General features: G+C 43.4%; 11 protein-coding genes. 10 read left to right on the top strand and 1 reads right to left on the bottom strand.

Translation table 11 applies throughout. The features are described 5' to 3' along the window. Positions 1-167 precede the first annotated feature (167 nt). The 3 genes from typA (at position 168) to ACWA2B_RS18065 (ending at position 4,831) form a co-directional block, all read left to right on the top strand. Entirely contained in the window at positions 168-2,009 is a 1,842-nt protein-coding gene (gene typA / locus ACWA2B_RS18075) for a translational GTPase TypA (RefSeq protein ID WP_029517769.1), read from the top strand. Positions 2,010-2,134: 125 nt separating this feature from the next. Next, the gene (locus tag ACWA2B_RS18070; protein WP_311078925.1) at positions 2,135-3,196 is read left to right on the top strand and encodes an LCP family protein; all 1,062 of its coding nucleotides are present in this window, start codon (positions 2,135-2,137) and stop codon (positions 3,194-3,196) included. A gap of 303 nt (positions 3,197-3,499) precedes the next feature. Beyond that, positions 3,500-4,831, top strand: a complete 1,332-nt coding sequence (locus ACWA2B_RS18065; protein WP_029517767.1) for a PhoH family protein — start codon at positions 3,500-3,502, stop codon at positions 4,829-4,831. Positions 4,832-4,932: 101 nt separating this feature from the next. On the opposite strand, the gene ACWA2B_RS18060 is transcribed toward ACWA2B_RS18065, so the two are convergent. Beyond that, a complete protein-coding gene (locus tag ACWA2B_RS18060; RefSeq protein ID WP_341039646.1) occupies positions 4,933-6,018 on the bottom strand; it encodes a coiled-coil domain-containing protein in 1,086 nt (361 codons plus the stop codon). 297 nt (positions 6,019-6,315) lie between these two features. Between ACWA2B_RS18060 and ACWA2B_RS18055 the strand changes: the two genes are divergently transcribed. From ACWA2B_RS18055 to ACWA2B_RS18025, 7 genes are all read left to right on the top strand, one after another. Then, positions 6,316-6,966 carry an RsfA family transcriptional regulator gene (locus ACWA2B_RS18055; RefSeq protein ID WP_039272257.1) on the top strand — a complete coding sequence of 217 codons (651 nt, stop codon included), beginning with the start codon at positions 6,316-6,318 and terminating at the stop codon, positions 6,964-6,966. A 126-nt stretch (positions 6,967-7,092) separates the two neighbouring features. Then, complete coding sequence (locus ACWA2B_RS18050) at positions 7,093-8,052, top strand: ketopantoate reductase family protein (RefSeq protein WP_340956092.1); 960 nt, start codon at positions 7,093-7,095, stop codon at positions 8,050-8,052. Between the two features lie 4 nt (positions 8,053-8,056). Then, positions 8,057-8,446 carry a DUF3397 domain-containing protein gene (locus ACWA2B_RS18045; protein WP_013311106.1) on the top strand — a complete coding sequence of 130 codons (390 nt, stop codon included), beginning with the start codon at positions 8,057-8,059 and terminating at the stop codon, positions 8,444-8,446. 153 nt (positions 8,447-8,599) lie between these two features. Then, positions 8,600-10,303, top strand: a complete 1,704-nt coding sequence (locus ACWA2B_RS18040) for a peptide ABC transporter substrate-binding protein (protein ID WP_039272254.1) — start codon at positions 8,600-8,602, stop codon at positions 10,301-10,303. A 197-nt stretch (positions 10,304-10,500) separates the two neighbouring features. Then, positions 10,501-11,433, top strand: coding sequence for an ABC transporter permease (locus tag ACWA2B_RS18035; protein WP_039272253.1), 933 nt, complete (start codon positions 10,501-10,503; stop codon positions 11,431-11,433). Positions 11,434-11,437: 4 nt separating this feature from the next. After that, on the top strand, positions 11,438-12,388 hold the full coding sequence (locus tag ACWA2B_RS18030; protein ID WP_013311103.1) for an ABC transporter permease: 951 nt from the start codon (positions 11,438-11,440) through the stop codon (positions 12,386-12,388). A gap of 11 nt (positions 12,389-12,399) precedes the next feature. Then, positions 12,400-13,338 carry an ABC transporter ATP-binding protein gene (locus ACWA2B_RS18025; protein WP_029517761.1) on the top strand — a complete coding sequence of 313 codons (939 nt, stop codon included), beginning with the start codon at positions 12,400-12,402 and terminating at the stop codon, positions 13,336-13,338. Positions 13,339-13,370: the final 32 nt, after the last annotated feature.

The raw sequence follows: 13,370 nt of genomic DNA, 5'->3' as shown, positions 1-13,370 counted from the left end.
TTTTAAGGTTTTCACGCGAATCGGAGAGAGAAGCTGTCTGTACAAAGCCTGAAACATATAGAAGGCTGGCAGGGAGTGGGCCTAAAGAACGATTGTTAGCCTTGAATCAGCACTGCTTCAGGATAGAGACACTATTTTGATATACGGAAAGGATATGGATACAAACCATGCATGCTAGAGAAAACATTCGCAATATTGCGATTATTGCCCACGTCGACCACGGAAAAACGACGCTTGTCGACAAGCTGCTTCAACAGTCCGGAACATTTAGAGAACACGAGGCTGTTCAGGAGCGCGCCATGGACTCCAACGATCTGGAGCGTGAACGCGGTATTACGATTTTGGCTAAAAATACAGCTATCACTTACAAAGATTATCTGATTAACATTGTAGATACACCAGGACACGCCGACTTTGGTGGCGAAGTGGAACGGATTATGAAAATGGTTGACGGTGTTTTGCTTGTCGTAGATGCTTACGAAGGTTGCATGCCGCAAACGAAATTCGTACTGCGTAAAGCGCTGGAACAAAATCTGACGCCTATCGTTGTAGTGAACAAAATTGACCGTCCGGCGGCTCGTCCGGCAGAAGTTATTGACGAAGTACTGGATCTGTTCATCGAGCTGGGTGCGAATGATGAGCAACTGGAATTCCCTGTTGTGTACGCTTCGGCGCTGAACGGAACATCCAGCATGGATGCTGAAAAGCAAGACGATAACATGCAAGCATTGTACGAAACAGTTGTAGAGCATATTCCGGCTCCAACTGAGAATGTAGATGAGCCTCTTCAATTCCTCGTAACACTGATGGATTATAACGAATACCTTGGCCGAATTGCAGTAGGTCGTGTAAACCGCGGTATCATCAAGCAGGGGCAAGCAGTCACAGTTATGCAACGTGATGGTAGTAGTAAATCGGCGCGTATTGAGAAGCTGTTCGGCTTCCAAGGCCTGAAACGTATTGAAACGGATCAAGCGGGCGCTGGTGACATTGTAGCGATTGCGGGAATTAAAGATATCAACATTGGTGAAACCATTGCTGATCCAAACCATCCTGAAGCGCTGCCTGTACTGAAGATTGATGAGCCGACACTGCAAATGACCTTCTTGGTTAACAACAGCCCATTCGCAGGTCGCGATGGTAAGTGGGTAACATCCCGTAAATTGCGTGAGCGTCTTCTGAAAGAACTCGAAACGGACGTCAGCTTACGTGTTGATGAAACGGATAGCCCGGACGCCTTTATTGTATCCGGACGTGGTGAGTTGCATCTGGGTATCTTGATTGAAAACATGCGTCGTGAAGGTTACGAACTGCAAGTGTCCAAACCGGAAGTTATCGTCAAGGAAATTGATGGTAAGAAAATGGAGCCAATCGAACGTCTCCTTATTGATATTCCGGAAGAAAGCATGGGCGCAGTTATGGAAAGTTTGGGCTCCCGTAAAGCCGAAATGGTTAACATGATTAATAACGGCACCGGACAAGTTCGCTTGGAATTCCTGATCCCTGCACGTGGTCTGATCGGCTACACTACAAACTTCCTGACTTTGACTCGTGGTTATGGCGTAATGAACCATGCGTTTGACAGCTATGGACCATTTGTTGGCGGTCAAGTAGGTGGACGTCATCAGGGTGTACTCGTGTCAACAGAAAACGGCAGCTCTACATTTTATGGTATGCTGGGCGTAGAAGATCGCGGTATTTTGTTCCTAGAGCCAGGTACTGAAATCTATGAGGGTATGATCGTTGGAGAGCACACACGTGATAACGACATCGTCGTTAACATTTGTAAAGAAAAACAACTGACAAACGTTCGTTCAGCAACAAAAGACGATACAGTTAAACTGAAAACACCTGTAATCTTCTCTTTGGAGCAGGCGCTCGAATACCTGAATGATGACGAGTATTGCGAAATTACACCTAATGCCATCCGTTTGCGTAAAAAGATTTTGAACAAAGGTGAACGCGAGCGTGCAGAGAAGCAACGTAAAACAGCACAAGCAAATATGTAATTGATTGGATTGGTCTTTGGCCACAGCGGCGACGCCCGGGAACGGGATGCGCCGCTGTGTGTGTTTTAGGATTGTAAACTTGGAGAAAGCTATATTTCTCAAAACGCAGGAAAAGGTGTTGAAGCATGAGTAATCTTTCGAACGGATTGCCTCCCCGGACACAAACCGGGAAAAAATCCGCCAAACCGAAAAAAACGAAAAAGAAAAAAAGCTTTTTCAGATCGTTTATGAAGTTTGTCTTGTTTCTGCTCATTATAGGTATTTTAGCAGCAGGTGGTTATACCTACTATCTTTACAATCAGGTAGAGGAAGTTTTGGATACGGGGATCAACAAGGAAGTACCCAAAACACAATTGGCAGAAGCTAAGCCTTTGACTATCTTATTGCTAGGAACCGATTACCGCCCTGATCATCCGACTTATTTGTCCGACGTTATTATGGTAGCTACATTGAACCCCAATACTAAATCGTCTACCATCGTGTCCCTACCGCGCGATACGCGTCTAGAAATGGATGGATATAAACCTCGCAAGTTGAATGAGTATTATCCGGTGTTTAAGGCTAGAGAAAAAGAATCTGGTGAAGTTGCTGAAGAACAGATGAAGAAGATGATCGGCAAATATTTAAACATTGATATCGATTATGTGACGGTTATTAACTTCCAGGGCTTTAGAGATGTAGTAGATAATTTGGGTGGCGTAGATGTGACGGTTGATAAAAACATGTGTTATCGTGACCGTGCAGATGGTACCGATATTAATCTGACAGCTGGAGCCAAGCATTTGAACGGTGACCAGGCTCTTGATTTTGTTCGCTACCGCAAATCGAATTGTCGTCCGAGAACAGCTGAATCTGACGATTTTGATCGCAATCGTCGACAAAATCAGGTGCTTCATTCTCTAATTGACCAAATGCAATCCTTTAACGCTTTGACCAAGTTTAGTGCAATTATTAAATCGGTTGATAAGAATATGATGACAGATATTGAGTCACAGCAAATGAAGAATATCGTACAAACCTATTGGAATATTTCCAAGCAAAATGTGAAATACAATCCGGTAGCGGGAACATGGCGTAGCCCGTATGTGTACATTGATGAGCAACAGCTCGATTTGGCCAAACAAGCGCTACAAGAGGAGTTAGCTAAAAAAGCAAGCGACAATACCGCAGCTTCTTCCAATTCCTGAGTATGTATATTTCTTCCCGCTTATGTTATACTCGCAGCGAGTAAAGCTCTTATATAACATAAGGGGGTTGAGGTATGTCTAAAGTTATAGTGAACCAAGTCTAGGTCCAGTGAGCAATCACTGGGCCTTTTGTGTCTAAATTCAAAAATGGACAGGCTCAGAGGCTATCTTCACTTACAACTTTTCGTTGTTTTATGCTGCTTTGGGGTTCTTTTTTTCAGGGAATCAGCAAGTATTAGGTACCCAGTGAATAGGTATAGGTATGAAACACGAGATTGTCCACGCCGCTTTGGAGGGGATTTAATGAAGAAAATTTTTGTGCTGGATACGAATGTGCTGCTGCATGATCCGAAAGCCATTTTTACCTTCAAAGAACATGAAGTTGTTATTCCAGCTGTAGTTCTGGAAGAAATCGACTCCAAAAAACGCAACGCGGATGAGATTGGACGGAATGCCCGCAATGTATCGCGATTGTTGGACGGATTGAGAGAAGTGGGCCATCTGCATAGTGGCGTTCCACTTCCCCAAGGTGGAAGGCTTAAGGTTGAGTTGAACCACCGAAGTTTTTTGAAAGTTCAGGAGATGTTCGGGGAGGTTTCGAACGATAACCGGATTTTGGCGGTCGCCTTGAATTATCATCTGGAAGAGCAGGAGCAGCCTGAGCCGCGTTCGGTCGTTTTGGTCAGTAAAGACGTGCTGGTCAGGATCAAAGCAGATGTATTGGGACTGCTGACTGAAGACTACCTCTCCGATAGAACAGGCGATTTAAGTGAGCTATACCCCGGATACTCGGCAATACAGGTGCACCCGTCCATCATAGATGAATTTTACTCTAACCGTTTTTTACTAATCAAGTCACTGGAACTACCTTATACACTGTATCCACATGAATTTGTCATTCTGAAAGATGAAATGGGAACTGGAAAATCAGCATTACTGAAAGTTAACCAGGAGGCAGAGCGATTAGAGCCGCTGTACTTGAGTAACGAATCAGTATGGGGAATCAGCGCGCGCAATGCTCAACAGAGGATGGCATTGGAGCTTTTGCTTAATGATGATATCCCTCTCGTGACCATTACAGGAAAAGCGGGTACGGGCAAAACGTTGCTGGCGCTGGCGGCAGGTTTGCTTAAAGTAGAGGATGAACATCGCTTCAAGAAACTGCTGATTGCTCGACCTGTTGTTCCTATGGGCAAGGATATTGGTTATTTACCAGGAGAAAAGGATGAAAAGCTTCGTCCATGGATGCAACCAATCTACGACAATCTGGAATATCTGTTTGATGCCAAAAAATCAGGTGATATCGACAAAATTTTGATGGGCTTGGGCAGTATTCAGGTGGAGGCACTTACTTATATTCGCGGACGTTCGATACCTGGGCAATTTATTATAGTCGATGAGGCGCAGAATTTATCCCGACATGAGATTAAAACGATTGTGTCTCGGGTGGGTGAGGGAAGCAAGATCATTTTGATGGGAGACCCGGAGCAGATTGATCACCCTTATCTGGATGCAGCCAGCAACGGTTTAACCTATGTAGTGGAGCGGTTTAAGCAAGAAGGGATTAGCGGGCATATCATGTTGGAAAAAGGAGAACGCTCCAAGCTCGCACAGTTGGCAGCCGATCTGCTATAAAGTCCATATCGTTATTACAAATAACAAGACCTCGGGAATATCCCGGGGTCTTGTTTTATACGCGTGAAAATTCAGAACATTGAAGGCAAGCAAAAGCCAGTTTACTTAAAATTTAATTCGAGCTTAACTTCAAGCATTCCTGCTAAAGTGCGTACTTCTGTGGCTTTGACATAGGAAATAAGCTGCTGTGGGTAGAAACCCAGATCAAAATCCCTTTCCAGCTTGTTGCGGGTCGTATCAGGTAGTTCCAGACCATTAAATACTAATCGATCCACATGAAATAAAATTGAATTTTTTGGTTCATTCTCCACCGTGTAGTGACCTTCTACCCTTAATTTCATCGTTCCTTGTTGGCCTTCTACCATAATTTGATCCTGCGCAAATGTAAAGTTGAAGTGATTAAACAATTCATTTTCTGACTTTAAAAAACGGTTAAAGTCCTCTTCACGAATGCTTATCGTAATGACTTTTCCATTTGTAACCATGGCACCTTGTTGTTGTTGAATGAATTGCGGTAAATCCTGCATAGCTTGAGCTAATGCTTTAAAGTGTTTATTTACCTCGTAGACACCTACATTCTCCCAATAAGCTGTCATTTCGCCAATTAGCTTGCGTAGGGTATCCGGGTCATTACTGGCGTTAACGCCGTCATTTACACGCGACTGAAGCAGGACAATGCGTTTACGTTGAGCCAGTAAGCTTGTTTTGACTGTCTCCAATTCCATTGAGGCTTGGGTGACTTGTTGTTCTGTTTTTCGCATAGATTGATAATTGGATTCGTATTCTTGAAGCACATCCTGATCGTGACTAATCAATAACAAGTAGTAATCGTACAGAGAGAGAAGTTGCCTTATACTTTTTGCCCCTAGCACCACACTTAACAGCTTGTCCCTTTCCCCCATATAATAAGATCGCAGCACAGAGCCTGCACGCTTCCGTTGTATGGTCATTTGCTCTTGCTGAACGGTGAGGTTACTTCGCAGTTCCTGCTGGCGCTGCAAAAGAGTCTGTTGCTCCTGACTGATTCGCTCAATTTCATGGTCTATCTCTACAATCGACAGGCTATCTTGTAAAATCTGACTTTCTTCTTGGGAGGGAGCGGCTAGAGTAGGACGTACATATATGAAAGTTAGCAACATAATGGTGCTCAGCAGGGTGCTGATTGTGATTTTTATTCGTTTGTTCATTTGGTTTCCCCTTTTATGTATTCCCGAAAAAAACTAATAGTAATGTATATGATCCTTTCTGTTTCTTTAACCATTCATTTTATTGTACAGCAGTCTGAGCATGCTTGAAACCCGAAACTGTTTACGTTCACGTATGAGTTCTTGCAGAAATGGAAATACAATTTAGTATCAAATAGATTCTATGAACTCTACGAGAGGCATAGGAATGAATAAACAGCTTTTATACCCTATTCAAATACCGGCAGGATCGGTTCATGAAGACGGTTATTTCAGGATGTTGTTAGGAGGGCTAGAGGCATGACTGCAATAAGACAAGATGCATGGAGTGTGGAAGATGACTTGATATTGGCGGAGGTGACATTGCGGCATATCCGTGAAGGTGGAACGCAGCTTGCTGCGTTTGAGGAGGTTGGACAAAAGATAGGAAGAACCTCTGCAGCATGCGGCTTTCGTTGGAACAGTTGCGTGCGCAAACGTTACGATGAAGCAATTAGCATTGCCAAAGCACAGCGCCAGAAGCGCAGTTATATCCGCAAGCAGAACCCGGTAGGTGTATCACAGGTTGCGGCTTTTGCCTCGCTTGATACAGTTGAAGGTGGGTACAGAACAGATGGTACGAGTGAGGATACATTATCTATTGATGCAGTAATTCGTTTCTTGCGTCAATGGAAGGGATCCGTCCAGGAAACGAATCGGCAGATTAAGATGCTGGAGAAAGATTTACGGGAAAAGGAAGAAGAATTGAATCAGCTTCGCTCCATTAATGACCGGCTGTCCAAAGAAGTGAATGAGGTGCAAACCGACTATCGTGTTGTGAATGATGATTATAAAGCTCTGATTCAGATTATGGACCGGGCTCGGCGCTTGGCTCTAATTACTGAAGATGAGGAAGAGCTTAAATCCAGATTCAAAATGGACGCCAATGGGAATCTGGAGCGCATTGAGTAACAAGATTACTTCTGCAATTCTGAAATAAAACGTCAACTAGCGCTTTGCCGTAGTTGGCGTTTTTTGTATTTCTTTAGAGTGCATATGATATAGTAGAAAAAAAGATGGAAGCGAGACGATACAAAGGTGATTGATATTATTGGAGCGGGTTCGCTGGGATTGTTGTTTGCCGGGAGGTTATCTGCCTCGGGTACAAAAGTAAGGCTGTGGACACGTACACTTGAGCAGGCACGCGTCATTACTCATGAAGGAATTACTGTGTTTGATAAGGAGGGACAGGTGGCAATACATGTGTCCGGAGATAAATTGAAGGTAGCGCCATTGGCAGATTGGCAACGGTTAAATTCACAGGCTCCGGCACGATGGATAATGCTTATGACCAAACAGGGGGCGATTGAGGAAGTATTAGAACAGATCCAGCCTGCAGCTCAAATGGACAGAGCTATAGGAATCGTTTGCTTGCAAAATGGAATCGGTCATATAGAACGCATTAGAAAGGCTTGGCCTAAAGCTGTGGTATATCCTGCTGTGACGACTGAAGGAGCCAAGAGGCAGGGAGTCGCATCTATTGTACATGCAGGATCGGGTGTTACTGAAATAGGTTGTTCGGAGGAAGGGGAGGAGTCGAAGAACAATAATTTTAACCAATGTGTGCTAAATCGGCTGCTTGCAGCAGGATTTGACGCTTGCTTGTCGAAAGAAATCGAGAACGGTATGTATCGCAAGTTGTTGATCAATGCTGTAATCAATCCGCTGACGGCGGTATGGCGAGTTCGTAATGGCGAGCTGCTTTCGCACCCTATTCGAATACATATGATGCGCAGGTTGTACGATGAAGGCATTCAAGTGTATGAAGCTCATGGTATCCACTGGGAAAACGCATGGTGGGAGCAAATTATAAATGTATGCCGGTCAACGGCAGAAAATCACTCGTCCATGCTAGCTGATGTACTTGCACAGTCCATGACGGAAGTTGCTTCAATTAACGGACAACTGGTGCAGATGGCAGATCAGGCTGGGGTTACTGCACCAACTCATGAGGTATTGTGGCAATTAATTGAAGGTATGCGGCTAAAAGAGGGGTGATCAGTTGAGTCTTATACAAGGTACTATTATCACTTTCAGTATTCTTCCCTTTTTTCCGTTTTTGATCGTGTTTGCGGTTTGTCGCTACATTCTTAAAATGGAAAAAAAGAAATCGTTACTTACTTCTATGGATATTACCACGTTTTTTCTGATATTTTCCGTCGCAGCACTCTTTAACGTCATTTTTACATCTCGATTCGGTTTTTATTTGATTCTACTGCTCCTATTACTGGCCTTGGGTTTAATTGGAGGAGCTCAAAATCGAATAAAAGGAAAGGTTGATGGTAAAAGATTATGTAGAGCGGTCTGGAGATTAACTTTTATAGCAATGACATTGGCGTATATTTTGTTGACTGTTGTTGGTATATTTAAGAATATATTCAACATCATGTGATATAAGATGACATGGAATGGTGAAAAAATATGAATTAATCATGTTTTTTTGAAAAAAAAGCTCAATTTGAAGAAATGTAATGTAGATTTTTTTGACCGCTGGTTGTATAATCTATAAACATATACCACTTTAGAACTAGGGGGAAAACGCTAGATGAAAAGGAAAAGCTTTTTAGTCCTTTTGACACTCATTCTTGCAGTTGGCGCATTGCTCGCAGGTTGCGGCTCCAGCAAGAACGATACCAATGGTAAGGGCGCACAAGAAAACACCTCGACTACGCCGGCTCCGGCCGACAAGCAAATTTTGCGCGTTAACCTTTCTTCCGAGCCGCCAACCTTCGATCCGGCACAAGCTCAGGATAGTCAAACGAACGCGGTTCTGAAAACTTTGTATGAAGGTCTCGTACGTATGGGCCCTGACGGCAAAGAAATCCCTGGCGTTGCTGAATCTTGGAAAATCTCTGATGACGGCAAAACCTACACGTTCAAACTTCGTGATACTGCAAAATGGAGTAATGGCGACCCAGTTAAAGCAAGCGACTTCGTATTTGCTTGGCAACGGGTATTGGACCCTTCGACGGCTCCGGCACCTCCATATGCTTACCAATTGTACTATATCAAAAATGCTGAGGGCTACAACCTGAGCACTTCGAAATCTTATAAAGGCACTAAAGTTACAGATTTTAAAGATGTAGGTGTCAAAGCTGTTGATGACCATACATTGCAAGTAGAGCTGGATCACCCAACTCCGTACTTCTTAGGATTGACTTCTTTCTACACTTTCTATCCTGTAAATCCTTCTATTAAAGGTAACGATAAGTGGGCTGTTCAGAAAGATAGCATGATTACTAACGGACCTTTCAAATTAACGGCTTGGGATAGCGGTCAAAAGATCGAAGTAACCAAGAACGAAAACTATTGGGGTAAAGACGAAATCAAGTTGAGCAAAATTACGATGTCCCTTGTAAACAGTGGTGCAACTGAACTGGCTTCGTACAGAAGTGGACAACTTGATTATGCAGGTATGCCAACAGGTGAAATTCCTACTGACCAAATTACGGCTGTGAAAAACGAATTGTCTAACGAGTTTAAGGCTAAAGGAATTGCAAGTACGTACTACTACCTGTTTAATGTAACTGAAAAACCATTTAACAATGCCAAAATCCGTAAAGCGTTTGCGATGGCTATTCAACGTCAACCGATCGTTGAACGTGTAACAATGGGCGGTCAAATTCCTGCTTACGGCTTTGTACCTCCAGGTATCAAAGGAGTATCTCAAGAATTCCGTAGTGAGAATAAAGATGATTACTTCAAAGAAGACTTCACTGAAGCGAAAAAATTGCTTCAAGAAGGTATGAAAGAGGAAGGCATAACTACACTTCCTACAATAACCATGCTGTATAACTCCAGTGAAAGTCACCAAAAGATTGCTTTGGCAGTAGCTGATATGTGGAAGAAAAACCTTGGTGTGGACGTTAAAACCCAAAATCAAGAGTGGGGCGTATTTATCCAAACACGTAACAAGCTGAATTTCCAAATCGCTCGTGGTGGTTGGTCTGCTGACTATAATGATCCGATGACATTCCTGGATATGTGGACAACAGGCAATGGTAACAACAATGCGGGTTACGCTAACCCTGCATATGACGCTTTGATTAAAGCTGCCAAAACAGAAACTGATCCAGCTAAACGCATGGAAGATTTTGCGAAAGCAGAGAAAATTCTGGTTCAAGATGATATGGTAATGCTTCCGATCTACTACTATTCAAATGTTTCCTTAACGAAACCGAATGTAAAAGACATCGGGCTTGACTTTAGTGGAGCAATTGATTTCACAAGAGCGTATATTACACAGTAACTGAAGCTCAATTCTGAAGTTTGATAGTTACTTCGGGATATATATGTGGATAGAACCATATATATCCCGTTTTTTTTGTGTGTTCTAGTCTTTTCCATCATCATGTAACCATGCAAATAAGTAGATTGGACAGTCCAATTCTATTTCGATAAAATCGAATGGTGTCGAAAAAAATTTATGGGGGGTGTAAACGGGCAATGACGCGTTATTTGATCAGTAAATTCTTCTATATGCTGCTGTCTTTATTCATTCTGATCTCTGCGACGTTTTTTCTCATGAAAGCAATTCCGGGTAACCCCTTCATGAGTGAAAAAGCGACTTCTCCTGAGATTCAAGCCCGGTTAATGGAGCAATATGGGCTAGATAAGCCTGTATATATCCAATATTTCAAATACTTAGGTGATATTGCTTCAGGTGATTTTGGCATTTCTATGAAAAAACTGAATCAAAGTGTTACTGACATAATCGGACAAACGTTCACAGTTTCCTTGAAATTGGGTTTTGTTGCCATAATCGTGTCGATAATTGTCGGTCTCTTGCTAGGTATGCTGGCAGCTTTGTACCATCGTAGGCTCATAGATAACGTCGCAATGATATTAGCTATCATGGGGATTGCGGTTCCCAGCTTCGTTCTGGCATCGTTAATTCAATTTTACTTTGCTCAACAGTTAGGTTGGTTTAATGTTATGGGTTTTGAAGGTCCGATGGATTACGTTCTACCTGTTGCGGCTCTATCCGCTTCACCGATTGCGTTTATCGCACGACTAACGCGTTCCAGCATGCTGGAAGTGCTCCATGCGGATTACATTAAGACTGCCAAAGCTAAAGGCTTAAAATCCATTACAATTATGTTCAAACACGTTGTACGTAACGCCATTCTGCCGGTTGTTACCTATGTAGGACCAATGACAGCCAATATTATTACAGGTTCAGTTGTTATTGAACGTATCTTCGGGATTGGCGGTATTGGTAAGGTATTCGTAGATAGTATTACAACCCGCGATTATACCATGATTATGGGAGTTACTATTTTTTACGGTATTTTGCTGATGGTGGCACGTTTTATTACGGATATTGCATATGGATTTATTGATCCGCGGATTAAGCTTACTGGCGGGAAGGAGGGATAACTTTATGTCTGTTAAAGATAATGCTGTGAACTTGGATAAGCTTCAGGTAAAACCGGAAGATTTCCAGAAGGTCGGAGCGGATGAAAAGCAGTCTGAAGTTATTCAGCGCGAAAGCTTGTCCGCTTGGCGAGATGCTTGGGAGCGACTTCGTAAAAATAAACTGGCTATGACGAGCTTGAGTGTTTTGGTTCTCATTGTGCTTGCTTCAATCGTTGGCCCGATGCTGTCCCCATACGATGACCGCACGAATGATTTGTTGAGCACCAATCTTCCTCCTTCGGCGGAACATTGGTTCGGAACAGATGATCTGGGGCGTGATATGTTTGTACGTACTTGGATGGGCGCTCGGATTTCCTTGATTATTGGTTTGGCTGCTGCAATGATTGACTTGATGATTGGAGTTATTTATGGTGGAATCATGGGTTACTTTGGTGGCCGCGTTGATGAAATCATGAATAAATTTTCTGAAATCCTGTACTCCATTCCTTACTTGCTTGTTACGATCTTGTTGCTGGTTGTACTGGAGCCAAGTATTACCACAATTATTATTGCGCTCTGTGTAACGGGATGGATTAACATGTCGTGGATTGTGCGTGGTGAGATGTTACAACTTAAAAACCGAGAATTCGTACTTGCTTCCCGTTCAATGGGTGCTGGTGCAGGTCGTTTGCTATTCCGTCACTTGTTGCCTAATGCGGTAGGACCAATCATTGTCACACTGACTTTGACAGTTCCAAGTGCTATTTTCTCCGAGGCATTCCTGAGCTTCCTTGGATTAGGGGTACAGGCTCCTCAGGCGTCGCTGGGTTCAATGATTGAATCAGCTCTGACCGGGTGGATGTATTACCCGTGGCGGATGCTTTTCCCGGCAGGTTTGATCAGTTTGATTATGCTTGCGTTCAACCTTTTTGGCGACGGCTTGCGTGATGCGCTTGATCCGAAGTTGAAGAAATAGGAGGTGAGATCATGGTGAGTAGCAACAATTTAATTGAGGTTGAAGGTCTTAAAAAGTATTTTAATGTTGGCAAAAACCGTGTGCTCAAAGCGGTGGACAACCTGAATTTCTATATTCGTGAGGGTGAAACGCTGGGTATGGTTGGCGAATCCGGCTGTGGTAAGTCTACAGCGGGTCGTACGATTTTGCGCTTGTATGAACCTACAGCAGGAAGCGTACGTTTTAACGGGACAGATATTTACAAATTATCACCGAGTAAAATGAAAGCCATGCGCCGTGATATGCAGATGATCTTTCAAGATCCATATGCATCATTGAACCCGCGTTTTACTGTTTCTGATATTATTGGTGAGGCGCTGGATATTCACAATATGGCGGGTAGCCGTGCAGAACGTAAGAAACGGATTGAAGAGTTACTTGATCTGGTTGGTTTGAACCCTGACCATGCAACACGCTATCCGCATGAGTTTTCTGGTGGTCAACGTCAGCGGATCGGTATTGCACGCGCACTAGCGGTTAATCCTAAATTCATCATTTGTGATGAGCCGATTTCAGCTCTTGACGTATCTATCCAGGCTCAGGTTGTCAACCTGCTAAAAGAGCTTCAAGAACGTTTGGGTCTGACATATCTGTTCATTGCGCATGATCTGTCGATGGTTAAGCACATCAGTGATCGGGTAGCTGTAATGTATATGGGGAGAATGGTCGAGCTTGCAGAAAGCGCTGAGTTGTATGCAAATCCGATCCATCCTTATACGAAAATGCTTTTGTCGGCGATCCCACTTCCTGATCCAGAAGTAGAAGCTAACAAAAAACGGATTATTATGCCAGGCGACCAAGCAGGCCCGATTCATGATGCATCTGGCAATAAGACAGGGGCTTATAACCTGGAAAATGCCACGCTCATCGAAGTGTCTAAAGGACATTTTGTAGCTGAGCCTTACGCCTGATCTTGTTTTATGCAACAACCGCCGAGTTATTC

It is taken from the genome of Paenibacillus sp. CMM36, from assembly GCF_053570945.1.
The sequence above is the reverse complement of the archived record's forward strand: the minus strand, read 5'-3'. Positions and strand labels throughout refer to the sequence as shown.